Source organism: Streptomyces sp. NPDC002853, from assembly GCF_053591915.1.
In genome coordinates this window covers 164,031-188,250 of record NZ_JBSFUS010000003.1, presented here as the reverse complement: position 1 = coordinate 188,250, position 24,220 = coordinate 164,031, and the positions used below count along the sequence as shown (strand labels likewise).

Genomic DNA, 24,220 nt, shown 5'->3' with positions numbered 1-24,220 from the left:
GCGGGACCCACGCACACCCCACGCACACCCACGACGCGTCCCGCGAGCCCCGCACCCCGCCGAGATCCGGTCAGGGTGCGGGGCTCACCCGCGTGCCGGGGCCCGATCGCCTAGGCTGCGACGCAAGCAACCAGTGGGGCGGTACACGCAGTTGAGCGTGGTCGGGGCGAAGGGGCGGGCTGTGGGCGTAGGTATCCGGAGAGCCGGGGAGAGCGACAGGGCGGACGTGGTCCGGCTCCTCGACGAGGCGTTCCACGACGACCCGGTGAGCAGCTGGGTCTTCCCCGACCCGGACCACCGCCGCCGCAGGCACGGCGCTCTGATGAACGCCTTCCTCGACCTCGCGCTTGACTTGGGCTACGTCGACATCGCGGAGGACGGCTCGGCCGTCGCACTGTGGTGGTCCGTCCCCGCGGGCGAGGGCGAAGGCGCCGAAGAGGGCCCCGCGCAGCTGCGCGCCGCCGTCGATCCCGAGAACGCGCGGATCGAGGAGATCGGCAGGCTGACCGGCGAGGCACACCCGACCGACCGGCCCCACCAGTACCTGCACATGATCGGCGTGAGCCCCGAGCGGCAGGGCGAGGGGCTCGGCTCGGCGCTGATCTCGGCCGTACTCGACCGCTGTGACCGAGACGGGCTGCACGCCTATCTGGAGGCGAGCAACAGCCGCAGCCGCGCGCTGTACACCCGCCTCGGGTTCCAATTCACGGGAAATGCCGTCGATCTGCCGGACGGCCCGCAGTTGTGGCCGATGTGGCGGGAGCCCCGGCCTTTCGACACGGACGGTGGCGACACCGGCCGATTCGCCTAAAGTCGTTGTAGCGCCGCTGTGTTGGCCGTAGGAACAACGAAGGGGGGAAGAGCCCCATGTCCCGCAAAGTGACCCGTGAGGTGTTCGGCGACACGTCCCGCGAGCGGCTTCTGGCGGAGGCATTCGTGGAGATGGCCGACTCCATGACCGACGATTTCAGGGTCGTCGATTTCCTGCAGAGCCTGGCCGTGCGCTGCGTGGAACTGCTCGGAGTCTCGGCCGTGGGTGTTCTGCTGGCGACCTCCCGGGACGAGTTGAAGCTCGTCGCCGCGTCCGGCGAGCACGCCTGGGTGCTCGATCTGTTCGCCCTCCAGCAGGAGGAGGGGCCGTCGCTGGACTGCTACCGCTCCGGCACGGCGTACACGAACATCGCGCTCACCGGCCTGGAGGCGAACATCGCCTGGCCGCAGTTCGCGACGCGGGCCAAGGAAGCGGGCTACACCATGACGCAGGTGCTGCCCCTGCGCCAGGGCGAGCAGGCCGTCGGCACGCTGAATCTCTTCCAGGCGCGCCCGCAGGTGATGGGGCCCGACGAGATCGCGCTCGCCCAGGCCCTCGCGGACGTCGCCACGATCGCGATACTCCAGCGGCGCCTGCTGGAGCGGAGCGAGACGGAGCGCGGCCAGTTGCAGGAGGCGCTCATCAGCCGGATCGCCATCGAGCAGGCGAAAGGTGTGCTCGCCGAGCGCTGGAAGTGCACGGTCGACGAGGCGTTCGCGGCACTTCGGCGCCACGCCCGCGCGAACCGGCTGCGGCTCGCGGAGTGCGCGCGGCAGGTGGTGGCGGGGGAACTCGACACGGAGGGAATCCGCCGGGGGTGACGCGGTCGCGCCGTCCCGCGGCGCCGCGCCCCTCGGTGTTCCGTGCGCCCTCGATATGTGCCGGAACATGAAGAAGTAAATCCGAGTCGGGAGTTCCCTTGCGAAAGCTCAGCTACTTCGTCGCGGTGTCGATCGACGGCTTCATCGGCGACAGGAGCGGCGACGGAGCATCCTTCATGCCGTTCGTGAACGAGGAATTCCTGGAGTTCCTCAAGACGGAATATCCGGAGACGATTTCGACACGGTCGTCCAGGGCCTGGGCAGCTACCGGCTCGCCCTGGACGCCGACATCACGAGTCCCTACGGGCATCTGCGCGAGTACGTGGCGTCCACCAGCCTCGACAAGTCGCCCGACCCGAACGTCGAGATCATCTCCGCCGACCTGGTCGGCAGGGTCCGCGAACTCAAGCGCGAGGACAGCGAGTTCGACATCTGGCTGTGCGGCGGCGCGAAGGTCGCGGGGGCGCTGCGGGACGAGATCGACGAGCTGATCATCAAGACCTACCCGTTGCTGCTGGGGGCCGGCATGCCGATGTTCGACGGCGGGGCGGGCGCGGAGACGGTGATCAGTGAGTTCGCGTTCGAGGCGTCCCGGGCCTTCGACAGCGGGGTCGTCGTGCGGACGTACCGCAGGAAGCGCTGACAGCCGCCACGCGGGCAGCGCCGGCAGCCGTACGTCCAGAAGTACCCTCGGCCGGGCTTTCCGGCCGAGGCGGCCCGCTCTACCCTGGACGTATGGGCAGCGATGGGAGCCGGTCCGGCCCCCGCCCGCAGCGCGAGCCGGTGTGTGCGAGCTGTGGACGGCCTGTCGGTACGGCCATCAAGCGACGCAAGGTGCTCGGGGCGTACGTCCCCGTGTGGGGCCCCGGCCCCTGCCACAACCCGCGATGCGACGCGTGCGTCGACGCACCCGCGGCGAACCGCACCGAGGCCGAGGTGGAGCCCGCACCCGCGCGCTCCGACGACGACTGAGGACATCCGTGTCCCATGACGCGCGCGACATCTGCATCATGGGCGCATGGACATGACCGAGCTTGTTGGACTTCCGTCGGCCGTCGACGGTGAGCGGCTGCTTGCGCCCGCCGACGGCCCTCACACGCGCACCGCACGGCCCCTCGGGGACCTGCGATGACGTACGAAGACCCGACGGCGCACGAAAGCTCGCCCCGCATCCGCCACGCACGCCCCGCCGACCTCCCCCGCGTCGTGGAACTCGTCGCCGAGCACGCCGCGTACGAGAAGGGCGCCCCGCCCGCCCCCGGCCTGGAACAGCGCCTGCAGACCCTCCTCTTCGGGGTGCCGGACCCCCGGCTCCGCTGCCTGGTGGCCGAGCTGCCCGGCGGTGACGTCGTCGGCTACGCCACGTGCGCGCCGGAGATATCCACCTGGGACGGCGCCGAGTACCTCCACATGGACTGCCTCTTCCTGCGTGACGGCCACCGGGGCCTCGGCCTCGGCGAGCGCCTGACGGACGCGGTGGCCGCGGAGGCGCGCGCCCTCGGCCTGACCGAGGTCCAGTGGCAGACACCCGCGTGGAACGAGGGCGCGATCCGCTTCTACGGCCGGATCGGCGCCGACGCCAAGGAGAAGCTGCGCTTCGCCTGGCAGGTGCCGCCGCTGCCGTTCGACGCGGTGCTCTGCGATCTCGACGGCGTGATCCGCTTCTACGACATGACGGAACTGGAGGAGATGGAGCGCGCCGCCGGTCTTCCGCACGGCAGCACCGCCGAGATCGCCTTCGCGCCCGAGACCGATCAGCCGCTGATGCTCGGGCGCATCGGCAAGGAGGAGTGGGTACGGGCCATCGCGCAGGGCCTCGCCGACCGCGTGCCCCACGAGCGCGGCCACGCCCTGGGCACCACGCTCGCCGGAGCCGGCTTCTCCGCCGACGCCACCGTGGTGGACCTGCTCAGGCGGGCCCGCGCACACCTGCATGTGGCGCTCGTGACGAACGCGACCCCGTGGCTCGACGACGACCTGGCCGAGCTCGGCATCGCCGACCTCGCGCACACCGTGGTCAGCAGCGCCGACGTCGGCATCGTCAAGCCCGACCGGCGGATCTACGAGATCGCCGTGGAGCGCACGGGGGTCCCCGCCGAGCGCTGCCTCTTCGTGGACGACCGCAAGGAGAACGTGGACGCGGCCGTCGCGCTCGGCATGACGGGGCTCCACTACACCGGTCCCGACGACCTCCGTGAGGCGCTGGCCCCGGTGCTCGGCAGGGACTGACCCGGGGGCTCTCCACCGCCTGCCGCACCGCCTACCGCACCGTCCACCGCCCGCCCAGCATCAGCTCCCGGCCCTCGAGCTCGTCGGCCTCGCGCCAGGCCTGGAGCCGCTGCGGGGTGATGCGGAAGTAGGTGTAGCGGGTGCCGAGCTTGCTCGGGTCGAAGCCCGTCTTCTCGGCGAAGGCGTCGCGGTCCCCCGGGGTCAACTCGTCCTCGCCCAGGGCGCGTACGGCCCCCTCGACGAGGATGACGTCGCGGGTCGGCCCGATGCCGACCCGCGCCTTCCCGGTCGCCCGGAGGTTGCGGCCGGTGACGCTGGCGTCGGGCGTGGCCACCAGCAGGCTCTCGCCGTCCCAGAGGAAGGACAGCGGGATCAGGTACGGGGTCCCGCTGTCCGCGTCGGCCGTCGCCACCCACGCGTCGATGTCGTGGGCGAGGCGATGCAGGACGTCCTGCTTGCGACGCTCGGGTGCGCGCGGGCCTGTCGTATCGGTGTTCATTACTGTTCTCCTCCAAGTGCGCGGGCACGGTACGTCATTGCTCTGACGAATCGCGACGAGGGAATGTGACAGATGGACCAGAACGAAGCAGCAGTAGATCAGGGCGATGCGCTGGCGGCCCGCTTCGAGGAGCACCGGCCGCATCTGAAGGCGGTCGCCTATCGCATGCTCGGTTCGCTCGGCGAGACCGATGACGCGGTCCAGGAGGCCTGGATACGGCTCAGCCGCTCCGACACCAGTGAGGTGACGAACCTGGGGGGCTGGCTGACGACGGTCGTCGGCCGGATATGCCTCGACATGCTGCGTACGCGGCAGTCGCGACGCGAGGACTCCCTGTCGGTAGCGCCGGACACCTACGTGCCCGACCCCGTGGTGAGCTGGGGAGACGTGGTCGACCCCGAGCAGGAGGTGCTGCTCGCCGACTCGGTCGGACTCGCGCTGCTCGTCGTCCTGGAGACGCTGGCACCCGCCGAACGCCTCGCCTTCGTGCTGCACGACATGTTCGCCGTGCCCTTCGACGAGGTCGCCCCCATCGTGGAACGCACCCCGGCCGCGACCCGCCAGCTGGCGAGCCGGGCCCGTCGCCGGGTCCAGGGCGCGGCGCCCGCCCCCGACAACGATCCCGTACGTCAGCGCGAGGTCGTCGGCGCCTTCCTCGCGGCCGCGCGGGGCGGCGACTTCGACGCGCTGCTCGAACTCCTCGACCCGGATGTGGTGTTGCGGGCCGATACCGGCGAACTGGCCTCCGGGCTCTCGAAGCTGGTGCGGGGCGCGGCGGTGGTGGCAGGGCAGGCGGCGATGTTCGCGGAGGCGGCGCCGACCACCGAGATCGCGCTCGTCAACGGCCGTTTCGGCATGGTCGGAGTGCCGGACGGCGAGGTCGTCTCGGTCATGGAGTTCACGATCGCCGGCGGCAGGATCGTCGAGCTCAACATCCTCGTCGACCCCGCCCGCGTGCGCGCCCTCGGCCTGCCCGCGTTCCGGCGCTGACCCCGGCCCGGGTCCTGTCGCCCTAGCGCCGGACACCCGCCACCTCCCGCAGATACTCCTTGCGGCAGAGCGGGTTGCGGTCGGTCCGCGGCCGGCCCGGGGCCTCGCCCCGGACCGGCTGGTACCGCTCGAAGGCGGACTCCAGCTCGCCCTCGCCGCGGGTCAACGAGGGAAGCAACTGCTCCAGTTCGTGCACGCGGGCCGCCGGGATGTCGCCCTCGACCACGTACGAGGCTCCGCGCGCCGTCTGGGTGTGCGGTACCGCGCGGAGCCGGGAGAGCGCGGGCAGGAGCAACCCGAACACGTCCTCGGGGACGCTGAGCCTGAAGCGGTGCAGCGGCTCGTGCACCTCGGTGCCCGCCCGCCGCAGCGCGCTCAGGAGGACCAGCGGGGTCAGCTGACGGAAGTCCCCGGCCGTGCTCGACATGCTCTTGTCGAAGGTGCCGTGCGCGTGGCTCTGGCGCGGCCAGTACCCGGAGTGCGTCATGGTCACGACACAGTCGCCGACCTCCCACCCGTGGACGCCCTGGTGCAGGGCCTCCCGCACGGACTCCTCGACCGCGCGGAAGAAGGCGTACGGCATCGAACCGAGCTCGACCTCGAGCCGGAACTCCACGCCGGAACCGGGCGGCCCCGGATCGACGCGCAGGCCGACGGTGGCGAGGAAGGGGTTGTCGTCCTTGTCGATGATCTCGAAGGCCGACCCGCTGCCGGTCACGCGCTCCACGCAGATGGTCGTGGTCTCGCGGAACGTGACCTCGACGCCGTACTCGTCGAGGAGGGTCGCCTGGATGACCTCCTTCTGGACCTCTCCGTAGAGCGACACGTGGACCTCCTGGCGGAGGTCGTCCTGCCGCAGGTCGATCAGCGGGTCCTGCTCGGCGAGCTGGGCGAGCGCGAGGTGCAGTGCGCCCCTGTCGCCGGGGCGGGCGGGCACGACGACGGTCTCCAGGGTGGGCGGGGAGAAGAAGTGCTGCCCCTCCCCGCCCCTCCTCGCGTTCGGTACGCCGATGACATCGCCGATCCGGATGTCGCCGAGCCCCCACAGCTTCCCGATCTGCCCCGCGCAGACACCCTCGCGCGGGGTGGCCGACCCGCGGTCGAAGACGCTCACCGCGGTGACCTTGCCCTCGCGCTCGCCGCCAAACGGCAGCCGGTCCCGCGCGCGGATCGTCCCCGCGAACATCCGTACGTACGCGATCTTCTCCCCGGCATCCCCGCGCTCGACCTTGAAGACGGTGCCGGACGCGGGTTCGCCGGCGAGCGGGGCGCCGTCCTCGGAGGGCAGCAACTCCCTGATCCCCGTGATGAGTTCGCCGACGCCCGCGCCGGTGGCGGCCGAACCGAAGAACACCGGGTGCACCAGCGCCTTCTTGGTCTGCGTGCCGAGTTCGGTGCGGAGCCGCCGGCCGGAGATCCCGTCCTCGTCCTCGACGTACGCGGCCAGCAGGGCGTCGTCGTGCGCGGCGAGTACGTCTATGAGGCAAGCGGTGATGGAGGGGTCGCCGTCGGCGAAGGGCACGAAGGCCGCGTCGCGCCCGCCGAGGCCGTGAGGCGTCCCCATGGGCACGATGTCGGGGACGAGCCGCTCGGAGATGTCGCGGAGCAGCTCATCGTGGCGGGCGCCGCGGCGGTCGATCTTGTTCACGAAGACGAGCGTGGGGATGCGCAGCCGCCGCAGCGTCCGCATGAGCACACGCGTCTGCGCCTGGACGCCTTCGACGGCGGAGATGACCAGGACGGCACCGTCGAGCACGCTCAGGACCCGTTCCACCTCGGCGATGAAATCCGGGTGACCGGGGGTGTCGATGAGGTTGACGGTGACGTCGTCGACGGCGAAGGAGACGACGGCGGACTTGATCGTGATGCCGCGCTGCCGCTCAAGGGCCAGTGAATCGGTCTGGGTGTTTCCCGCATCGACGCGACCGATCTCGTCGATGACACCGGCGGCGTGCAGCAGCCGCTCGGTCAGGCTGGTCTTGCCGGCGTCAACATGCGCCAGGATTCCCAGGTTCAGGGTGTTGCGCGTGCTCGGCGTATGCACTGAGTGTCATGTCCTCTGGGTTGATGGCGATTCCCTTCTGGCTGGACATGGACAAACGGCGCATTGCGTCTCCTTGACGGGTCGGGGCGTACGGCAAGTGCAGCAGGGGGCGGCGCGGGGCGGCAAGCGGTTTTCCGCGGATGCGGATCAGGAAGGGGAGCGGGACCCTTGGAGAGAGGAGTGAGTGCCATGAGGGTCATGCTGAGAGCACGTCTGGACACGCAGATCTCGAACGAGGCGATCAAGAACGGCACGCTGCCGAAGATCATGCAGTCGGTGACGGAACAGCTCAAACCGGAGGCGGCGTACTTCGGCCCCTGCGACGGCGGGCGCACCGCCACTTTCGTCTTCGACATGCAGGACAGCTCGGAGATCCCGACCATCGCCGAGCCGTTCTTCATGGATCTCGGCGCGGAGATCGAGGTCTACCCGGTGATGAACGCGGAGGACCTGCGCAAAGGCCTTGCGGCGCTGCAGGTCTGAGGCAACGCGAAAGCACCCGGCTCCGCGCGGACGCCGGGTGCTTTCGTCTGTGCGCTCCAGAAGAGCCGACCCGTGGGTCAGGCCTTCTTGGTCTCCCAGAAGATCTTGTCGATCTGGGCGATGTAGTCAAGCGCCTTCTGGCCCGTGGCCGGGTCCGACGAGCCCTTGGCGGCCGAGAGGGCCTTCAGGGTGTCGTTGACCAGCTGGTGCAGCTCCGGGTACTTCTCGAAGTGCGGGGGCTTGAAGTAGTCGCTCCAGAGCACCGACACGTGGTGCTTGGCGAGCTCCGCGCGCTGCTCCTTGATGCCGATGGCGCGGGTCTGGAACTGCGCGTCGTCGTTGGCGGCCATCTTCTCCTGGACGGCCTTGACCGACTCCGCCTCGATGCGGGCCTGGGCCGGGTCGTACACGCCGCAGGGGAGGTCGCAGTGGGCGCTGACCTTTACCTTGGGGGCAAACAGGCGGGAAAGCATGCAGCGGTCCTTCCTCGTGATCGTCTTCTCAGGTGGGACATTACTCCGTGAGAGACGGCTTTTCGCGAGTGCCCCCATGGGCTTAGGACAAAAGTCCAGGGTCAGACTGGGACTCGTGGAGGATAGGACCGGGGAGGTGCGGGGATGCCGGAGCTGTCGCAGGAGAGCGAACGCAGAAGGGCCATCTTGCCGTTGGGCGCGGCTGAGGTGACCGGCCCTTCGATGGTGCCCACGCTGTACCACGGGGACCGCCTGGTGGTGCAGTGGGGCGCACGGGTCCGAGCGGGTGACGTGGTGGTGCTCCGCCATCCGTTCCAGCAGGACCTGTTGGTCGTCAAGCGGGCCGCCGAGCGGCGCGAGGGCGGCTGGTGGGTGCTCGGGGACAACACGTACGCCGGCGGGGACAGCACGGACTACGGCACGGTGCCCGAGGAACTCGTGCTGGGGAAGGTGTGGTTCCGCTACCGCCCGCCCCGGTTCGGCTCCGGTCAGCGCTCGCCGTTCACCCTGCTGCGCTGGGCCGTGTCGGCCGCGCGGCCGGTGCTGGCCGACCGCTCCGTCTCCAGGCGCTTGCGGGCGCGGTAGGCGGCGACATTGGCGCGGGTCGCGCAGCGGTCCGAGCAGTAGCGTCGGGAGCGGTTCGTCGACGTGTCGAGATAGGCGTTGCGGCACGGCGCTGCCTCGCACAGGCCCAGGCGGTCCACTCCGTGCTCGGTGAGGTGGAAGGCCAGGCCCATCGCGGCGATCGCCGCGTAGCCGGACGTCGCGTTCGACGGGTGGTCGGCCAGGTGCATGTGCCACAGCGGGTGGCCGTCGTCGTCGCGGTGGTCGTGACCGGAGATCTGCGGGCTGACCGGGAACTCCATGAGCAGTGAGTTCAGCAGGTCGACCGCGAGGGTCTCGTCCCCGCCGTCGGCCGCCTCGAAGACCGCCCTGAGCCTGGCCCGCACCGAACGGAAGCGGGTCACGTCGGAGTCGGTGGCACGACGAGCCGCCTGCGCGTTGCCTCCGAACAGCTCACGGACCGCCTCGACCGACGTGAGCGTGTCCTTGTTGCGACCCGGCTCCTCGCTGTTGACCAGACGTACGGCGTAGTCCGAGTAATAGGCCAGTTCCACTTGTAGTCCTTACCGGGGCGGGCTATCTTCGTCAGGTGCGTGAGTAACAGTTGCGCGTGCTTCTAGGGTATTACGAGAGCGTATTACGTACGGGAGGGCTTCTCATGACGGAAACGGTGTCCACGGCCGACTGGCGAGCCTGGCAGGACAGCTGGGACCGGCAGCAGGAGTGGTATCTGCCCGACCGCGAGGAGCGGTTCAGGGTCATGCTGGACTTGGTCGAGGCCGTGGTCGGCACCGAACCGCGCGTCCTCGACCTCGCGTGCGGTACGGGGAGTATTACGGACCGGCTGCTCAAGAGGTTCCCGAAGGCGGTCAGCACGGGCGTCGACCTCGACCCCGCGCTCCTGGCCATCGCCGAGGGCACCTTCGCCGGGGACGACCGCGTCACCTTCGTGACCGCCGACCTCAAGGACCCGGAGTGGACGGCCCAGCTCCCGTACGACTCGTATGACGCCGTCCTCACCGCCACCGCCCTGCACTGGCTGCACAGCGAGCCCCTCACCACCCTCTACGGCCAGCTCGCGGGGCTCGTCAGGGACGGCGGCGTCTTCCTCAACGCCGACCACATGCCCGACCCCGCGACACCCCGCCTGAACGACGCCGACCGGGCCCAGCGGCACGCCCGCATGGATCAGGCCAAGGCCGAGGGCGCCCTGGACTGGCGGGACTGGTGGGACCTCGCCGCCAAGGACCCGGTGCTCGCGGGCCCCACCGCCAAGCGCTTCGAGATCTACGGCGAGCACGCCGACGGCGACACCCCCTCGCCCGAGTGGCACGCGCGGACGCTGCGCGACGCGGGCTTCGGCGAGGCGCGGACCGTGTGGTCGTCGCCGTCGGACGCGATGGTGCTCGGCCTCAAGTAGCGGGAACGCGAAGGGGCGGTACGGATCGTGATCCGTACCGCCCCTTCGGTGTCTCTGCGCGTTACAGGACCTTCGACAGGAAGGACTGCGTCCGCTCGTGCTGCGGGTTCGTCAGGACGTCGCGCGGGTGGCCGGACTCGACCACCACGCCCTCGTCCATGAAGACGAGGCTGTCGCCGACCTCGCGCGCGAAGCCCATCTCGTGCGTGACGACGATCATCGTCATGCCGGACTCCGCGAGGTCGCGCATGACGTCGAGCACGTCACCGACGAGCTCCGGGTCGAGCGCCGACGTCGGCTCGTCGAAGAGCATCAGCTTCGGTTCCATCGCGAGCGCGCGGGCGATGGCCACGCGCTGCTGCTGGCCGCCCGAGAGCTGCGAGGGGTAGTTCTTCGCCTTGTCGGCCAGGCCGACCCGCTCCAGGAGCTGACCGGCACGCTCCCGCGCCGCCGCCTTCGACTCGCCCTTGACCTGGACCGGCGCCTCCATGACGTTCTCGAGGGCCGTCATGTGCGGGAAGAGGTTGAAGCGCTGGAAGACCATGCCGATGTCCCGGCGCTTGAGGGCGACTTCGCTGTCCTTGAGCTCGTACAGCTTGTCTCCCTTCTGCCGGTAGCCGACCAGATCGCCGTCGACGTAGAGCCGCCCGGCGTTGATCTTCTCCAGGTGGTTGATGCAGCGCAGGAAGGTCGACTTGCCGGAGCCGGACGGGCCGATGAGGCAGAAGACCTCGCCCGACTTGACCTCCAGGTCGATGCCCTTGAGGACCTCGACGTTTCCGAAGGACTTGTGCACGCCTTCGGACTTCACCATGGCGGTCATGCGGTGCCTCCCCGCGGGCTGTTGAGGGACAGCATGTTGGCCTTGATCTTCTGCCACGGCGTGTTCGGCAGCGAGCGCGACGAACCGCGCGCGTAGTAGCGCTCCAGGTAGAACTGCCCGATGCTGAGGACCGACGTCATGATCAGGTACCAGGCCGCCGCCAGGAGCAGGGTCTCGACCGTGGCGCCGGACGAGGTGCCGATGTCCTGGGCGTACCGCAGCAGTTCGAAGTACTGGACCGCGGCCACCAGGGACGTCGTCTTGAGCATGTTGATGACTTCGTTGCCCGTCGGCGGCACGATCACGCGCATCGCCTGCGGAAGCACGACCCGGCGCAGCGTCTTGCCGTGGCTCATGCCGAGCGCCTGTGACGCCTCCGTCTGGCCCTCGTCGACCGAGAGCAGACCGGCACGGCAGATCTCCGCCATGTACGCGGCCTCGTTGAGGCCGAGGCCGAGCAGCGCCGTCAGGAACGGCGTCATGAAGTCCGACCACTCGTCCTTGTAGAACGGGCCGAGGTTCACGTACTCGAAGACGAAGCCGAGGTTGAACCAGATGAAGAGCTGGACCAGGACCGGCGTACCCCGGAAGAACCAGATGTAGAACCAGGCGATCGACGAGGTCACCGGGTTCTTCGACAGGCGCATGATCGAGAGGACGATGCCGCCGACCACGCCGATGAGCATCGACAGGAAGGTCAGGAGCAGGGTCTCGCGGACACCCTTGAGGATGCGCTCGTCGAAGAAGTTGTCGGGGATCGCGTCCCAGTTGATGTCGCCCTGTGCGAACGCGTACACGATCGCGGCGAGCGCACCGATGGCGATGACCGCGGAGACATACCTGCCGTAGTGCCGGACAGGGATGGCCTTGATGGCCTCAGGGTGGGAGGACGGGGGTGTGTCCTCCGGCCCCTTCTTGGAGATGTCGGTTGTCACGGGAGTGGCCTTTCAGCGGCGAGACGGTTGCGCGGTCACTTGCCGCCGTTGATCTGGGCTTCCTTGACCGCGCCGTCCTCGACGCCCCACTTCGAGATGATCTTGTCGTATTCGCCGTTCTTGATGATCGCGTCGAGCGCGGCCTTGATCGCGTCACGCAGCTCGGGGTTCTTCTTTGAGACCGCGATGCCGTACGGAGCGGCCTCGACCTGCTCGCCGACCAGCTCGAAGTCCTTGCCGCCGCCCGAGGTCTTCACCGCGTACGCGGCGACCGGGAAGTCGGACGAGCCCGCGTCCGCGCCGCCGGAACGCAGCCGGGTCTGGGCCTGCTGGTCGTTGTCGAAGGACTCGATGGTGATCTTCTTGCCGCTCTTGCACTTCTTCGACTCGGCCTTGGCCAGGTCGTGCGAGACGGTGCCGCGCTGAACGACGATCTTCTTGCCGCAGAGGTCGCTCCAGGTCTTGATGCCCTGGTCGTCGCCCTTCTTGGTGTAGATCGAGACACCGGCCGTGAAGTAGTCCACGAAGTCGACGCCGTCGCCGATCTTCTTGCCGGTCTCCTCGTCGACGCCTTCCTGGCGGTTCTTGGTGTCGGTCATGGCCGACATCGCGAGGTCGTAGCGCTTGGAGCGCAGACCGCCGAGCAGGGTGTCGAAGGTGCCGTTGTCGAACTGGAACTCCACGCCGAGCTGCTTGCCGAGGGCGTCGCCGAGGTCGGGGTCGATGCCGACGGTCTTGCCCGACTTGTCCTTGAACTCGACGGGCGGGTACGCGATGTCGGAACCGACCTTGATGACGCCCGCGTCACGGACGTCCTTGGGGAGCTTGTCGGCGAGCGGCGCGTTGCTCACCTTCTCGCTGCCCTCGTCCTTGCTCTTGGTCTGGTCACCGCAGCCGGTCAGCAGCAGCGCGCCGGCGACCGCGATCGCGCCGACCGTGGCCATCCGGGACTTCGCGGACTTACCGGCGGTGGTACGACAAATGGAGCGTGCGGTCATGAGGGTCCTCCGGCGGACGAGGGAGTTGCCGAGCGGTCGTGCACACACCTTCGGGTGTCGCGACCTCGTGTGATGACCGCATCTTGCCATTCGGACCGTCCGATTCTGGGTGCCAGAGATGTCAAAATCGGATAACGGGTGACCTGGCAACCCAGACAGGCCGGGACAACCGGGCCGTACCGGCCCGGAACGAAGTACCGCCATTTGAGATCTTCGGTGAATCCCGGGTGAATCTCGCGATGTGGACCGGTGACGGGTTGACCACGGAAAATCCGGGCACCGGCCCGTCTCCCGCTGTTGTGGGACCACTACAACGGTCAAGGGCACCTCAGGTAACCAATCCCACTCGCCCATGCCGAGCACCGTCAGGTAGAAAGGTGCGTTACACCCCTCATCCGGGGCCCAGAGCGCGTGTGCGGCGCGCTCGCGTGTCTGTACCTCCCTCCGCCGACAGGCGGGGAACAGACGCGGTGCCCGCCCACTTCTCAACCAGGAGTGGACACCCTCAACTGATGATTTAAGACTTAAGGGGTAAGACAAGTGGCAGCGGAGATCGTCAATCCTCGCAGCGACAGCAATACGGGTCACGAAGGCGCCGAAGAGCCCTTCGATCCGGCGTTCGCGCTGCACCGTGGCGGCAAGATGGCCGTGCAGGCCACCGTGCCCGTGCGGGACAAGGACGACCTGTCCCTGGCGTACACGCCCGGCGTCGCGAAAGTGTGCACCGCGATCGCCGAGCAGCCGGAGCTGGTGAACGACTACACATGGAAGTCGAACGTCGTGGCCGTGGTCACCGACGGCACGGCCGTGCTCGGCCTCGGTGACATCGGCCCCGAGGCCTCCCTCCCCGTGATGGAGGGCAAGGCCATTCTTTTCAAGCAGTTCGGCGGCGTGGACGCGGTTCCGATCGCGCTCGCGACGACGGACGCGGACGAGATCGTCGAGACCGTGGTGCGGCTCGCGCCGTCCTTCGGCGGCGTCAACCTCGAGGACATCTCGGCCCCGCGCTGCTTCGAGATCGAGCGCAAGCTCCAGGAGCGGCTCGACATTCCGGTCTTCCACGACGACCAGCACGGCACGGCGGTCGTCACGCTCGCCGCGCTGCGGAACGCGGCACGGCTGACCGGGCGCACGCTCGGTGAGCTGCGTGCCGTGATCTCCGGTGCCGGTGCGGCCGGGGTCGCCATCGCCAAGTTCCTCCTCGAGGCGGGCCTCGGCGATGTGGCGGTCGCGGACCGCAAGGGCGTCGTAAGCCGGGACCGGGACGACCTCACCCCGGTCAAGCGTGAGCTCGCGGAGATCACCAACAAGGCCGGGCTCAGCGGTTCGCTGGAGAGCGCCCTCGCGGGTGCGGACGTGTTCATCGGCGTCTCGGGCGGCACCGTCCCCGAGCCCGCGGTCGCCTCCATGGCGCCGAACTCGTTCGTGTTCGCCATGGCCAACCCGAACCCCGAGGTGCACCCCGACATCGCCCACAAGTACGCGGCCGTCGTCGCGACCGGGCGCTCGGACTACCCGAACCAGATCAACAACGTGCTCGCGTTCCCCGGCATCTTCGCGGGCGCGCTGCAGGTGCGGGCCTCGCGCATCACCGAGACGATGAAGATCGCCGCGGCCGAGGCGCTGGCCGGCGTGGTGGGCGACGAACTGTCCGCCGACTACGTGATCCCCTCGCCGTTCGACGAGAGGGTCGCCCCGGCGGTCACCGCGGCCGTTGCGGCGGCCGCTCGGGCCGAGGGCGTGGCTCGGCGCTGATCTCTTCTGGCCCCTGGGCCTTGGGCCCCGTCACTGCTGTGGCGGGGCCCACTGCTTTTCCGCCGTCCACCCGTCTTCTCGCGGAACGGGTGGGCGGGCTCTTCGAGCGGGACGCGCGTCACAGGCGCTCCCGGTTACGTACGGGTAGGGCCCCCGCCTATCGTCTGCCTCATGTTCGCCGCCTACGCCGCCCGCATCGACCGTGACCAGCCGCTCAGCGGCCTTGAGTTGGGGGAGCGTCCCGCCCCCGACGCCAGGCCCGGCTGGTCGACCGTGAACGTCCGGGCCGCCTCCCTCAACCACCACGACCTGTGGTCCCTGCGCGGGGTCGGTCTCCCCGAGGCCCGGCTGCCGATGATCCTCGGCTGCGACGCCGCGGGCATCGACGAGCACGGCAACGAGGTCGTCCTGCACTCCGTCATCGGCCAGACCGGCTACGGGGTCGGCCCCGCGGAGGGCCGCTCCATCCTGACCGAGAAGTACCAGGGGACGTTCGCCGAGCAGGTCGCCGTTCCCACGTGGAACGTGCTGCCGAAGCCGAAGGAACTGTCGTTCGCCGAGGCGGCCTGCCTGCCGACCGCGTGGCTCACCGCGTACCGCATGCTCTTCACCAACGCCGGGGTGCGCCCCGGGGATTCGGTCCTCGTCCAGGGCGCCGGTGGCGGGGTCGCGACGGCCGCGATCGTGCTCGGCAAGGCCGCGGGACTGCGGGTCTTCGCCACGAGCCGCGACGAGGCCAAGCGGAAGCGGGCCCTTGAGCTGGGCGCGGTGGAGGCCGTCGAGCCCGGTGCGCGGCTGCCGCAGCGGGTGGACGCCGTCATCGAGACGGTGGGGGCGGCGACCTGGTCGCACTCCGTCAAGTCCCTCAAGCCGGGCGGCACCCTGGTGATCTCGGGGGCGACCAGCGGTGACCGGCCCTCGCACGCGGAGCTGACCCGGATCTTCTTCCTGGAGCTGAGGATCGTCGGTTCGACGATGGGGTCCAAGGACGAACTGGAGGACCTGCTCTCCTTCTGCGCCGCCACGGGCGTGCGTCCCGTCATCGACGAGGTGCTGCCGCTCGACCGGGCGCGCGAGGGCTTCGAGCGCCTGCAGTCCGGCGACCTGTTCGGGAAGATCGTGCTCGAAGTCGGCTGAGCCCGGAGGGGCCGCTTCCACATCACGGATGTCAACTTTGATTGACATCCGCTCCTTGTCAACGTAAGTTGACATGCATGACCGAAGCTACGGATCTCGCCGAGCGTGCGGGTGACCGTGACCCACGAGTCGGACTGCGGGCCGTCTCCGCGCTGCGGAGGCTGGTGGAGCAGTTGGAGGCCGTGCAGGTGCGCAGTGCGCGCCGGCAGGGCTGGTCGTGGCAGGGGATCGCCGCGGAGCTCGGAGTGAGCAGGCAGGCCGTGCACAAGAAGTACGGGAGGCAGTGATGTTCGAGCGGTTCACGAAGGACGCCCGCGCCGTCGTCAAGGGCGCGGTCGAGCACGCCGAGGGGGAAGGCGCGGCCTCCGTCGACGACGGGCACATGCTCCTCGCGCTGCTCGACCGCGAGGCGAGCCGGGCGTCCTTCGCCCTGGCCTCGCTCGGGGCCACGCGCCGCCGCGACTCGATCGAGGCTGCCCTGGGCGAGGCGCGGCGCCGCGGGGGCCTCTCGCAGGCCGACACGGAGGCGCTGGCCGGACTCGGCATCGACGTGTCCGAGATCGTCTCCCGGGTCGAAGAGGCCCATGGCGCCGGTGCGTTGGCGGGCGGGCGCAAGGCCGGGCGTCCCGGCCGGAGCTGGAGCGGGCACCGGCCGTTCACCCGCGAGGCCAAGGACACCCTGGTGAAGTCCCTGCGCATGGCCACCGCCCGCAAGGACCGGCAGATCGGCGACGAGCACATCCTGTTCGCCCTGACCGTCCGCCCCGGAATCGTCAGCGAGGTGCTCGCGGACCACGGCGTGACCCATGAGTCGGTGGAGCGGGTGCTGTACGGCGAGGGCGCCTGACCCTGGCTCCGGCTCCGGCCCCGGCCCCGGCGCCCGCTCCGGCCCCGGCCCCGAGTAGGCGGCCGGGGGCCTCGGCGTCCCCGGGTCAGCCCTTCGGCGCGCGCAGTGTCGCGGCGATGTGTGCCGCCGCCGAGGACAAGTGACGGCGGGCGTGGCGCAGTTGTTCCTCCGTCACGCCATGGTCCCTGGCGGCGTCGCGGATGTCGTCACGGAAGCGGTCCAGGAGGCGGTCCAGGTCCCGTGACGGATTGCCCGTGGTGTCCTCCTGGGCCCACTCCGGGACGTACTCCGTGGGGACCCCGTCCTCAGGGGCGGACGTGAACTTCGGCTCCTCGGCGGTGGATCGCGGCCCCTTGCGGCCGAAGTCCTTGCCGAAGTCGCCCAAGTCCTTGCCGAAGTCCTTGCCCAGGTCCTTTCCGAAGTCGCCGAACTCCTTGGCCAGTTCCGTCAGGCCCTCGCGGACCCCGGTCGGCCAGTCGCCCCGCGTGAAGTGGTCCTGCACCTGGTCCTGGACGCGGCGTGCGATGCGCTGCACCTCCTCCTGGACCTGGGCGCGGGCGGTGTCCTGCGCGTCCTGGGCCTGGCGGCGGGCGCGCTGGGCGTCCTCGCGGGCTCTGCGGGTCTCGTCCTTCGCCCGCCGGGCCTGCTCCTTCCACTCCGTCTTGGCGCGCTTGAACTCCTCCTTGGCCTGGCGCCAGCCCTCCTTGTCGCCCCAGGAGCCGTCGAAGAAGTCCGCGGGGTCGGGGAAGGGCCTGCCCGCACCGGAGCCGGTGCCGCTCTTGCCCTCGGCCGTGCCACCAGCCGTGCCGCCAGCCGTCCCACCAGCAGTGCCGCCGGACGCGCGCGCCTCCTTGGCCGCCTCCCGCATCTCACGGCGCAGCTCACCGGCCGCGCCCCGCACGCCGTCCCGGATCTCCGCGGCCAGCTCGGCGACGGAATCGCGGATCTCCAGCTCCAGGTCGGCCAGCTCACCGCTGCGGTCGGCCAGTTCGGCGCGGCCCGCGTCCGTGATGGCGTACACCTTCCGGCCGCCTTCGGTGGTGTGTGTGACCAGGCCCTCGGCCTCCAGCTTCGCCAGGCGCGGGTAGACCGTGCCGGCCGAAGGTGCGTACAGCCCCTGGAAGCGTTCCTCCAGGAGGCGGATCACCTCATAGCCGTGGCGCGGCGCCTCGTCGAGGAGCTTGAGCAGGTACAGGCGCAGTCGGCCGTGGGCGAACACGGGGGCCATCTCAGAGCACCTTCTTGTCGGTCGGGGCGGCGTCGGACGGGGGAGTGTCCGTGGGGTCTGTCGGGCCTGGGACGTCGTCGGGCCGATCTTCCTCCGTCGGTGGCCTGCGCAGCAGCGCGATGGACCCCGACACCGTCGTCGCCTTGAGCTTTCCGCTGCCCGAGCCCAGGCGGCCGGTGATCTTCTTCGCCCCCCACTGGCCGCTGACCCGCAGATCCTCGAACGCGTTGGACACCGCGCCGCTCGCGGTGTTCGCCTCGACGTCCGTGTCCGTCGGATGGGGCAACCGGATCGCTATCTCGCCCGAGACGCTCGTCAGGCCGATGTCGGCGGGGACGCCCGCCGGGTCGAGGTCCACGATCATCGAGCCGCTCACCGAATCGGCACGGACGGAGGACCCCGCCCCCTCGAAGACCGTGAGATCGCCGGAGACGGAGTTGAAGCGCAGGTCGCCGGTGATGCCCTGGGCCTCCACGCTGCCGGAGACCGTGTCGGCGCGGACCCGGCCCGAGAGACCCACGAAGGTGGTGTCCCCGGTGACGCCCTTGACCTCCGTGCTCCCCTCGATCCCCGAGACCACGGCACCCGCCCCGACCACGCCCACCTCGACGCGGGTGCCCGCGGGGACGGCCAGGGAGACCACCGCGCTGCGGCGCCAGCCCTTGCGGTCGAGCCACTTGAGGAAGCCCTTCCAGGGCAGGTCGTCATAGGCGACGGTCAGCACGCCGTCGACCTGCGTGACGGTCAGGGGTGGCCCCTCGATCTCGGAGACCTCGAGGCGGGCGGAAACTTCGTCGGTGCCCACGACGTTCACCGTTCCGTTGACCACGCGCACGTGGAGGGTCTTCACGGGGGCGTCGAACGTGAGCTTCTGGGGCTCGGCGACGGACCACTCTGACATCGGGCTGACCTCCTCGGCGGGTGCGGCTGCTGCGGAGCGGGAGGGCCGAAGGCCCGACAACAACGCGCCATATCGCGTCTCTTCAACACACGATATATCGCGGTCACGGAAAGTCAAGACACCCTCGCCTCTCTGCGCCAAATATGGCGATTTGACCTAGCGTGGGGCCATGTCGTCCGAAGCTTTCGAGCACGCCGCAGTCGGTGCCGCCGGTGCACTGCTGCTCTGCCGGGCCGAACCTGACGCGGTCGAGCCCGCCGCCCGCCTGTTGCGCGAACAGATGCTGCTCGCTCCGGCGGGCCGCGAGTGGAGCGTGCTCGTGCCCGAGGGCAAACCCTGGGTGCACGGTGACGAACCGGTGGACCGGGTGCTCACGGGGTGGGCCACCGCGCTCGCCGTCGGGGCGAACTGGCCCGTACTCGCGCTGTGGTGGGACTCCGACCGCTCGGGCTGCACCCTCGCCGCGGGCTTCCGGCGCACCGTCGAGTACGTATGGCTGGCGAACGGGACGCCCGTGGGTGAGGACGAGGCGCTGCGGACCTTCGCCGCCCGCCTGGGTCTAGACCCCGTCCTGGACCTGCAGGCCCTGGAGGCCCTGGGACGCCCCGACACGGAGGCCGACGCCCGCGCGCGTCTGCTGGGGCTGCTAGCCGTCCTCGCGCGGGCAGAGGTGGCCCTCCCGGCAGGCCTCGGCCCCGGTGAGCCGGCGGACCGGCTGCGCACGGTGGCGCGCATGGCGCCGGGAGTGCGGGAGGTCGAGTGGTCGGGATGGCGGGACGCGGTACGTGCGGAGCTGGACGTGGTCGAGCGGGGACCCTTCGGGCCCTGGCTGCGGGGACCCCGGGCGCGTGCCCTGGCGGTCGCGCAGATGGCCGCGGGACTGCCGCTGGCGGCGTGGGCCGTGCGGCGGCGCAGCGGGGGATGGGCCGTGGCCGGCGCACTCCTGCTGGTGCACGGCTCCCTGGGGCTGGCCTACGACAGGGTGCGGGCCGCCGACGCAGGGTCGGCGCGGGGCTGAGACCAGCGGGGGCCGGGTCCTGACGGTCCTCCGGTGACGGGTCGGTCCTACTCGTCCTCGTCCTCGTCGTCCAGGCGGGCCAGCCAGGTCGCCAGGCGCTCGACCGGTACCTCGAAGTCCGGGTTGAGGTCCACGAAGGTACGGAGCTGCTCGGCGAGCCACTCGAAGGTGACTTCCTCCTCGCCGCGCCGCTTCTCCAGCTCCTCGATGCCACGGTCGGTGAAGTACAAGACAGGCTCCGCGATTCAAGAACGACTGACTACTGACGACTGACTACTGACGACTGACGAGCGGTGTGCTCGGGACATTCAGGATAAGCCGATACGCCGATGGGCCCGGCCCCGGGTGACAAGCACTCGGGACCGGGCCCACCGGCGTAAAGGCTGCCGTACGGACCGCTCGAACGAACCGCTCGGGCTTACGCCTCGAAGACCTCGTTCAGGAGCTGCTCCTGCTCCTGCTCGTGGCGCTTCTTCGAACCGACCGCCGGGGACGAGCCGTGCGGCCGCGAGATGCGGCGCAGGCGCTCGCCGTGCGGGATGTCCGCGCCGACCGCCAGGTCCAGGTGGTCGATGAGGTTGAGGGCGATGAAGGGCCACGCGCCCTGGTTCGCCGGCTCCTCCTGCGCCCACAGGTACTTCTCGGCGTTCGGGTACTTGGCGATCTCCGCCTGGAGCTCGGCACCCGGCAGCGGGTACAGACGCTCGATGCGGATGATCGCGGTGCCCGTGTCGCCGCGCTTCTTCCGCTCGGCCTCGAGGTCGTAGTACAGCTTGCCCGCGCAGAAGACGACCTTGCGGACCGCCGACGCCTCGACCGTGTCGTCGCCGATGACCGGGCGGAAGCCGCCCGTCGTGAACTCCTCCGTCTTCGAGGCCGCCGCCTTGAGGCGCAGCATCGACTTCGGGGTGAAGACCACCAGCGGCTTGTGGTGCGGGTTGTGCACCTGCCACCGCAGGAGGTGGAAGTAGTTCGACGGAAGGGTCGGCATCGCGACCGTCATGTTGTTCTGCGCGCACAGCTGGAGGAAGCGCTCGATGCGGGCGGACGAGTGGTCCGGTCCCTGGCCCTCGTAGCCGTGCGGAAGCAGCAGCGTGACGCCGGAGTGCTGGTTCCACTTCTGCTCGGCGGCCGAGATGTACTCGTCCACCACCGTCTGCGCGCCGTTGACGAAGTCACCGAACTGCGCTTCCCACATGACGAGGGACTCGGGACGGGCCAGTGAGTAGCCGTACTCGAAGCCCATCACCGCGTACTCGGAGAGCAGCGAGTCGTAGACGTTGTAGCGCGCCTGGTCCTCGGAGAGGTACAGGAGCGGCGTGAAGTCCTCGCCCGTCTCGCGGTCGATGAGGACCGCGTGGCGCTGACCGAACGTGCCACGACGCGAGTCCTGGCCCGAGAGGCGGACCGGCGTGCCCTCCAGGAGCAGCGAACCGATGGCGAGGGTCTCGCCCATGCCCCAGTCGATCGTGCCTTCCTCGACCATCGACATGCGGCGCTGCAGCTGCGGCAGCAGACGCGGGTGGACGGTGACCCGGTCGGGGATGTTGACCTGGGACTCGGCGATCCGCTTGACGACCTCCTGGGAGATCGAGGTGTCGACGTTCACCGGGAACTCGGCCTCCGGGGCCGGGACCTCGGCCTCGGCGGGCTGCGAGATGGCCTCGCGGACCTCGGTGAAGACCTTCTCCAGCTGCCCCTGGAAGTCCTGCAGGGCCTGCTCGGCCTCTTCCAGGGTGATGTCGCCGCGACCGATGAGGGACTCGGTGTAGAGCTTGCGCACCGAGCGCTTCTTGTCGATCAGGTCGTACATCAGCGGCTGCGTGAACGCCGGGTTGTCCGACTCGTTGTGACCGCGGCGGCGGTAGCAGATGAGGTCGATCACGACGTCCTTGTTGAACGCCTGACGGAACTCGAACGCGAGCCGCGCGATGCGGACGACGGCCTCGGGGTCGTCGCCGTTCACGTGGAAGATCGGCGCCTCGATCATGCGGGCCACGTCCGTGGCGTACATGGAGGAGCGCGACGACTCCGGGGCGGCGGTGAAGCCGACCTGGTTGTTGATGACGATGTGAACCGTGCCGCCGGTGCGGTAGCCCCGCAGCTGCGACATGTTCAGCGTCTCGGCGACCACACCCTGGCCCGCGAAGGCCGCGTCACCGTGCAGGGCGACCGGCAGGACCGTGAAGTCCGTGCCGCCCTTGTTGATGACGTCCTGCTTGGCGCGGGTGATGCCCTCGATGATCGGGTCGACCGTCTCCAGGTGGGACGGGTTCGCCGCGAGCGAGACCTTGATCTGCTCGCCGTCCAGGCCGGTGAAGGTGCCCTCGGCGCCCAGGTGGTACTTCACGTCGCCGGAGCCGTGCATGGACTTCGGGTCCATGTTGCCCTCGAACTCGCGGAAGATCTGGGCGTACGACTTGCCCACGATGTTCGCGAGGACGTTCAGGCGGCCGCGGTGGGCCATGCCGATGACGACCTCGTCCAGGCGCGACTCGGCGGCGCTGTCGATGACGGCGTCGAGCAGCGGGATGACGGACTCGCCGCCCTCCAGGGAGAAGCGCTTCTGGCCGACGTACTTCGTCTGGAGGAACGTCTCGAAGGCCTCGGCGGCGTTCAGCCTGCGCAGGATGCGCAGCTGCTCCTCGCGCTCCGGCTTCGAGGCGTGGGTCCGCTCGATGCGGTCCTGCAGCCACTTGCGCTGCTTCGGGTCCTGGATGTGCATGAACTCGATGCCCGTGGTGCGGCAGTACGAGTCGCGCAGCACGCCGAGGACGTCGCGCAGCTTCATCATGGACTTGCCGGCGAAGCCGCCGACCGCGAACTCACGCTCCAGGTCCCACAGGGTGAGGCCGTGCTCGGTGATGTCCAGGTCGGGGTGCTTGCGCTGCTTGTACTCCAGCGGGTCCGTGTCGGCCATGACGTGGCCGCGGACGCGGTAGGAGTGGATCAGCTCGAAGACGCGGGCGGCCTTCGTGACGTCGTCGTCGTGCGAGGCGTCGATGTCCTTGAGCCAGCGGACCGGCTCGTACGGGATGCGGAGCGCCTTGAAGATCTCGTCGTAGAAGTCGTTCTCGCCGAGCAGCAGGTTCGCGACGATGCGCAGGAACTCGCCCGAAGCGGCGCCCTGGATCACCCGGTGGTCGTAGGTCGACGTGAGCGTCATGACCTTCGAGATGCCGAGCTTGTTCAGGGTGTCCTGGGACGTGCCCTGGAACTCCGCGGGGTAGTCCATCGAGCCGACGCCCATGATGACCGACTGTCCGGGCATCAGGCGGGGGACCGAGTGGACCGTGCCGAGGCCACCGGGGTTGGTCAGCGAGACCGTGACACCGGTGAAGTCGTCCATGCCGAGCTTGCCGTCGCGAGCGCGGCGGACGATGTCCTCGTAGGCCTGCCAGAACTCGAAGAAGTTCAGCGTCTCGGCCTTCTTGATGCCCGCGACGACCAGCTGGCGGTCGCCGTTCGGCTTCACGAGGTCGATGGCGAGGCCGAAGTTCACGTGCTCCGGCTTGACCAGCGTCGGCTTGCCGTCCTTCTGTACGAAGGAGTAGTTCATCGACGGCATGGCCTTGATGGCCTGCACCATCGCGTACCCGATGAGGTGCGTGAAGGAGATCTTCCCGCCGCGGGCGCGCTTGAGGTGGTTGTTGATGACGATGCGGTTGTCGAAGAGCAGCTTCACCGGGACCGCGCGGACCGACGTCGCCGTCGGGACCTCCACGGAGGCGTTCATGTTCTTCGCGACCGCGGCGGCGGGGCCGCGCAGCGTCACGTACTCGGGCCCGGCCGGGGCCTCCGACGCCGCTGCCGCGGGCTCCGCCTTGGCGGCGGGCTTCGCGGCGGCGGGCTTGGCGGCGGGGGCCGGAGCGGCGGCCGCGGGCTTCGCCGCCGGGGCTGCGGGCGCGGCGGACGCGGCGGGCTTCGCGGGTGCGGCCGGAGTGGCGGCGGGTGCGGCAGGAGCTGCGGGGGACGTGGTGGCCGCAGCCCCCGCGGCCGCGTCACCCGCCGGCTTGGCCGGGGCAGCGGCAGGTGACGCAGCCGCTCCCGGCTTGTAGTCGGCGAAGAAGTCCCACCAGGCTCGGTCGACCGAATTCGGGTCCTGGAGGTACTGCTGATAGATCTCGTCGACGAGCCACTCATTGGGACCGAAGGCAGCAGCAGGGTCCTTGCCCTGACCGTCTTGGTCGGTCGAGATGCTCGAGCTACTGGGGGACTGTGACGACACGGCGGTAACCGCCCTC

24 protein-coding genes and 1 pseudogene are annotated in these 24,220 nt (G+C 69.7%); 14 read left to right on the top strand and 11 right to left on the bottom strand.

What is annotated here, in order from left to right:
• Window positions 1–181: 181 nt before the first annotated feature.
• The 5 genes and pseudogenes from ACWD02_RS08745 to ACWD02_RS08725 all read left to right on the top strand — a co-directional run bounded on the left by ACWD02_RS08745 (window position 182) and on the right by ACWD02_RS08725 (window position 3,861).
• Window positions 182–811 (top strand): GNAT family N-acetyltransferase, encoded by a 630-nt coding sequence (locus ACWD02_RS08745; protein WP_451206307.1) that lies wholly within the window; start codon window positions 182–184, stop codon window positions 809–811.
• 56 nt (window positions 812–867) lie between these two features.
• Window positions 868–1,632 (top strand): ANTAR domain-containing protein, encoded by a 765-nt coding sequence (locus ACWD02_RS08740; protein ID WP_451206305.1) that lies wholly within the window; start codon window positions 868–870, stop codon window positions 1,630–1,632.
• Between the two features lie 98 nt (window positions 1,633–1,730).
• Window positions 1,731–2,275: pseudogene (locus tag ACWD02_RS08735) on the top strand (dihydrofolate reductase family protein).
• A gap of 92 nt (window positions 2,276–2,367) precedes the next feature.
• Window positions 2,368–2,604: a hypothetical protein gene (locus tag ACWD02_RS08730; protein WP_451206303.1), complete on the top strand. Its 237-nt coding sequence runs from the start codon at window positions 2,368–2,370 to the stop codon at window positions 2,602–2,604.
• Window positions 2,605–2,760: 156 nt separating this feature from the next.
• On the top strand, window positions 2,761–3,861 hold the full coding sequence (locus tag ACWD02_RS08725) for an HAD-IA family hydrolase (protein ID WP_451206300.1): 1,101 nt from the start codon (window positions 2,761–2,763) through the stop codon (window positions 3,859–3,861).
• Between the two features lie 31 nt (window positions 3,862–3,892).
• Here ACWD02_RS08725 and ACWD02_RS08720 read toward each other — a convergent pair whose 3' ends face one another.
• Entirely contained in the window at window positions 3,893–4,360 is a 468-nt protein-coding gene (locus ACWD02_RS08720; protein ID WP_451206297.1) for a pyridoxamine 5'-phosphate oxidase family protein, read from the bottom strand.
• A gap of 72 nt (window positions 4,361–4,432) precedes the next feature.
• Between ACWD02_RS08720 and ACWD02_RS08715 the strand changes: the two genes are divergently transcribed.
• Window positions 4,433–5,350: a sigma-70 family RNA polymerase sigma factor gene (locus ACWD02_RS08715; protein ID WP_451206294.1), complete on the top strand. Its 918-nt coding sequence runs from the start codon at window positions 4,433–4,435 to the stop codon at window positions 5,348–5,350.
• 22 nt (window positions 5,351–5,372) lie between these two features.
• On the opposite strand, the gene ACWD02_RS08710 is transcribed toward ACWD02_RS08715, so the two are convergent.
• Complete coding sequence (locus ACWD02_RS08710; protein WP_451206292.1) at window positions 5,373–7,394, bottom strand: GTP-binding protein; 2,022 nt, start codon at window positions 7,392–7,394, stop codon at window positions 5,373–5,375.
• A 189-nt stretch (window positions 7,395–7,583) separates the two neighbouring features.
• Between ACWD02_RS08710 and ACWD02_RS08705 the strand changes: the two genes are divergently transcribed.
• Window positions 7,584–7,877, top strand: a complete 294-nt coding sequence (locus ACWD02_RS08705) for a DUF3303 family protein (RefSeq protein WP_451206289.1) — start codon at window positions 7,584–7,586, stop codon at window positions 7,875–7,877.
• Between the two features lie 77 nt (window positions 7,878–7,954).
• On the opposite strand, the gene sodN is transcribed toward ACWD02_RS08705, so the two are convergent.
• Window positions 7,955–8,350: a superoxide dismutase, Ni gene (sodN, locus tag ACWD02_RS08700; protein ID WP_160507177.1), complete on the bottom strand. Its 396-nt coding sequence runs from the start codon at window positions 8,348–8,350 to the stop codon at window positions 7,955–7,957.
• A gap of 144 nt (window positions 8,351–8,494) precedes the next feature.
• Here sodN and sodX point away from each other — a divergent pair, with 144 nt between their 5' ends.
• Window positions 8,495–8,935 (top strand): nickel-type superoxide dismutase maturation protease, encoded by a 441-nt coding sequence (sodX, locus tag ACWD02_RS08695; RefSeq protein WP_451206286.1) that lies wholly within the window; start codon window positions 8,495–8,497, stop codon window positions 8,933–8,935.
• Here sodX and ACWD02_RS08690 read toward each other — a convergent pair.
• Window positions 8,839–9,468, bottom strand: coding sequence for a CGNR zinc finger domain-containing protein (locus ACWD02_RS08690; protein ID WP_451206284.1), 630 nt, complete (start codon window positions 9,466–9,468; stop codon window positions 8,839–8,841). The two genes, sodX and ACWD02_RS08690, sit on opposite strands and share 97 nt — an antisense overlap.
• A gap of 104 nt (window positions 9,469–9,572) precedes the next feature.
• Here ACWD02_RS08690 and ACWD02_RS08685 point away from each other — a divergent pair, with 104 nt between their 5' ends.
• Window positions 9,573–10,334 carry a class I SAM-dependent methyltransferase gene (locus ACWD02_RS08685; protein ID WP_451206281.1) on the top strand — a complete coding sequence of 254 codons (762 nt, stop codon included), beginning with the start codon at window positions 9,573–9,575 and terminating at the stop codon, window positions 10,332–10,334.
• A 61-nt stretch (window positions 10,335–10,395) separates the two neighbouring features.
• Here the strand turns inward: ACWD02_RS08685 and ACWD02_RS08680 are convergent, their stop codons facing one another.
• Genes ACWD02_RS08680 through ACWD02_RS08670 form a run of 3 tightly spaced genes read right to left on the bottom strand, consistent with a single transcriptional unit; the run spans window position 10,396 to window position 13,090 of the window.
• Window positions 10,396–11,157, bottom strand: a complete 762-nt coding sequence (locus ACWD02_RS08680; protein ID WP_451206276.1) for an amino acid ABC transporter ATP-binding protein — start codon at window positions 11,155–11,157, stop codon at window positions 10,396–10,398.
• Complete coding sequence (locus ACWD02_RS08675; protein ID WP_451206273.1) at window positions 11,154–12,092, bottom strand: amino acid ABC transporter permease; 939 nt, start codon at window positions 12,090–12,092, stop codon at window positions 11,154–11,156. Before ACWD02_RS08675 ends, ACWD02_RS08680 begins: the two co-directional genes overlap by 4 nt.
• Window positions 12,093–12,127: 35 nt before the next feature.
• Window positions 12,128–13,090: an ABC transporter substrate-binding protein gene (locus ACWD02_RS08670; RefSeq protein WP_451206270.1), complete on the bottom strand. Its 963-nt coding sequence runs from the start codon at window positions 13,088–13,090 to the stop codon at window positions 12,128–12,130.
• A gap of 540 nt (window positions 13,091–13,630) precedes the next feature.
• Here ACWD02_RS08670 and ACWD02_RS08665 point away from each other — a divergent pair.
• The 4 genes from ACWD02_RS08665 (at window position 13,631) to ACWD02_RS08650 (ending at window position 16,829) form a co-directional block, all read left to right on the top strand.
• Window positions 13,631–14,845: an NAD(P)-dependent malic enzyme gene (locus tag ACWD02_RS08665; protein ID WP_363209222.1), complete on the top strand. Its 1,215-nt coding sequence runs from the start codon at window positions 13,631–13,633 to the stop codon at window positions 14,843–14,845.
• Between the two features lie 171 nt (window positions 14,846–15,016).
• Complete coding sequence (locus ACWD02_RS08660; protein WP_451206267.1) at window positions 15,017–15,982, top strand: zinc-binding dehydrogenase; 966 nt, start codon at window positions 15,017–15,019, stop codon at window positions 15,980–15,982.
• Window positions 15,983–16,059: 77 nt separating this feature from the next.
• The gene (locus ACWD02_RS08655; RefSeq protein ID WP_361833496.1) at window positions 16,060–16,269 is read left to right on the top strand and encodes a helix-turn-helix domain-containing protein; all 210 of its coding nucleotides are present in this window, start codon (window positions 16,060–16,062) and stop codon (window positions 16,267–16,269) included.
• Entirely contained in the window at window positions 16,269–16,829 is a 561-nt protein-coding gene (locus ACWD02_RS08650) for a Clp protease N-terminal domain-containing protein (protein WP_451206264.1), read from the top strand. The genes ACWD02_RS08655 and ACWD02_RS08650 overlap by 1 nt, the downstream gene beginning before the upstream one ends.
• An 85-nt stretch (window positions 16,830–16,914) precedes the next feature.
• Here ACWD02_RS08650 and ACWD02_RS08645 read toward each other — a convergent pair whose 3' ends face one another.
• Together ACWD02_RS08645 and ACWD02_RS08640 are read right to left on the bottom strand one after the other, a co-directional pair.
• Window positions 16,915–18,057: a helix-turn-helix transcriptional regulator gene (locus ACWD02_RS08645; RefSeq protein WP_451206260.1), complete on the bottom strand. Its 1,143-nt coding sequence runs from the start codon at window positions 18,055–18,057 to the stop codon at window positions 16,915–16,917.
• 1 nt (window position 18,058) lies between these two features.
• Window positions 18,059–18,958 (bottom strand): DUF4097 family beta strand repeat-containing protein, encoded by a 900-nt coding sequence (locus ACWD02_RS08640; protein ID WP_451206257.1) that lies wholly within the window; start codon window positions 18,956–18,958, stop codon window positions 18,059–18,061.
• 169 nt (window positions 18,959–19,127) lie between these two features.
• On the opposite strand from ACWD02_RS08640, the gene ACWD02_RS08635 reads away from it, so the two are divergent.
• The gene (locus ACWD02_RS08635) at window positions 19,128–19,976 is read left to right on the top strand and encodes a hypothetical protein (RefSeq protein WP_451206254.1); all 849 of its coding nucleotides are present in this window, start codon (window positions 19,128–19,130) and stop codon (window positions 19,974–19,976) included.
• A gap of 47 nt (window positions 19,977–20,023) precedes the next feature.
• Here ACWD02_RS08635 and ACWD02_RS08630 read toward each other — a convergent pair whose 3' ends face one another.
• Both ACWD02_RS08630 and ACWD02_RS08625 read right to left on the bottom strand, forming a co-directional pair.
• On the bottom strand, window positions 20,024–20,206 hold the full coding sequence (locus ACWD02_RS08630; protein ID WP_003961784.1) for a DUF6104 family protein: 183 nt from the start codon (window positions 20,204–20,206) through the stop codon (window positions 20,024–20,026).
• A 188-nt stretch (window positions 20,207–20,394) separates the two neighbouring features.
• Window positions 20,395–24,204, bottom strand: a complete 3,810-nt coding sequence (locus tag ACWD02_RS08625; RefSeq protein WP_451206251.1) for a multifunctional oxoglutarate decarboxylase/oxoglutarate dehydrogenase thiamine pyrophosphate-binding subunit/dihydrolipoyllysine-residue succinyltransferase subunit — start codon at window positions 24,202–24,204, stop codon at window positions 20,395–20,397.
• Between the last annotated feature and the right edge of the window lie 16 nt (window positions 24,205–24,220).

Bases quoted from the DNA above. Each gene is read 5' to 3' on its own strand.
- ACWD02_RS08740 (WP_451206305.1), top strand. From the start codon at position 868: ATGTCCCGCAAAGTGACCCGTGAGGTGTTCGGCGACACGTCCCGCGAG.
- ACWD02_RS08730 (WP_451206303.1), top strand. From the start codon at position 2,368: ATGGGCAGCGATGGGAGCCGGTCCGGCCCCCGCCCGCAGCGCGAGCCG.
- ACWD02_RS08725 (WP_451206300.1), top strand. From the start codon at position 2,761: ATGACGTACGAAGACCCGACGGCGCACGAAAGCTCGCCCCGCATCCGC.
- ACWD02_RS08720 (WP_451206297.1), bottom strand. From the start codon at position 4,360: ATGAACACCGATACGACAGGCCCGCGCGCACCCGAGCGTCGCAAGCAG.
- ACWD02_RS08715 (WP_451206294.1), top strand. From the start codon at position 4,433: ATGGACCAGAACGAAGCAGCAGTAGATCAGGGCGATGCGCTGGCGGCC.
- ACWD02_RS08705 (WP_451206289.1), top strand. From the start codon at position 7,584: ATGAGGGTCATGCTGAGAGCACGTCTGGACACGCAGATCTCGAACGAG.
- sodN (WP_160507177.1), bottom strand. From the start codon at position 8,350: ATGCTTTCCCGCCTGTTTGCCCCCAAGGTAAAGGTCAGCGCCCACTGC.
- sodX (WP_451206286.1), top strand. From the start codon at position 8,495: ATGCCGGAGCTGTCGCAGGAGAGCGAACGCAGAAGGGCCATCTTGCCG.
- ACWD02_RS08685 (WP_451206281.1), top strand. From the start codon at position 9,573: ATGACGGAAACGGTGTCCACGGCCGACTGGCGAGCCTGGCAGGACAGC.
- ACWD02_RS08680 (WP_451206276.1), bottom strand. From the start codon at position 11,157: ATGACCGCCATGGTGAAGTCCGAAGGCGTGCACAAGTCCTTCGGAAAC.
- ACWD02_RS08670 (WP_451206270.1), bottom strand. From the start codon at position 13,090: ATGACCGCACGCTCCATTTGTCGTACCACCGCCGGTAAGTCCGCGAAG.
- ACWD02_RS08660 (WP_451206267.1), top strand. From the start codon at position 15,017: ATGTTCGCCGCCTACGCCGCCCGCATCGACCGTGACCAGCCGCTCAGC.
- ACWD02_RS08655 (WP_361833496.1), top strand. From the start codon at position 16,060: ATGACCGAAGCTACGGATCTCGCCGAGCGTGCGGGTGACCGTGACCCA.
- ACWD02_RS08650 (WP_451206264.1), top strand. From the start codon at position 16,269: ATGTTCGAGCGGTTCACGAAGGACGCCCGCGCCGTCGTCAAGGGCGCG.
- ACWD02_RS08645 (WP_451206260.1), bottom strand. From the start codon at position 18,057: ATGGCCCCCGTGTTCGCCCACGGCCGACTGCGCCTGTACCTGCTCAAG.
- ACWD02_RS08640 (WP_451206257.1), bottom strand. From the start codon at position 18,958: ATGTCAGAGTGGTCCGTCGCCGAGCCCCAGAAGCTCACGTTCGACGCC.
- ACWD02_RS08635 (WP_451206254.1), top strand. From the start codon at position 19,128: ATGTCGTCCGAAGCTTTCGAGCACGCCGCAGTCGGTGCCGCCGGTGCA.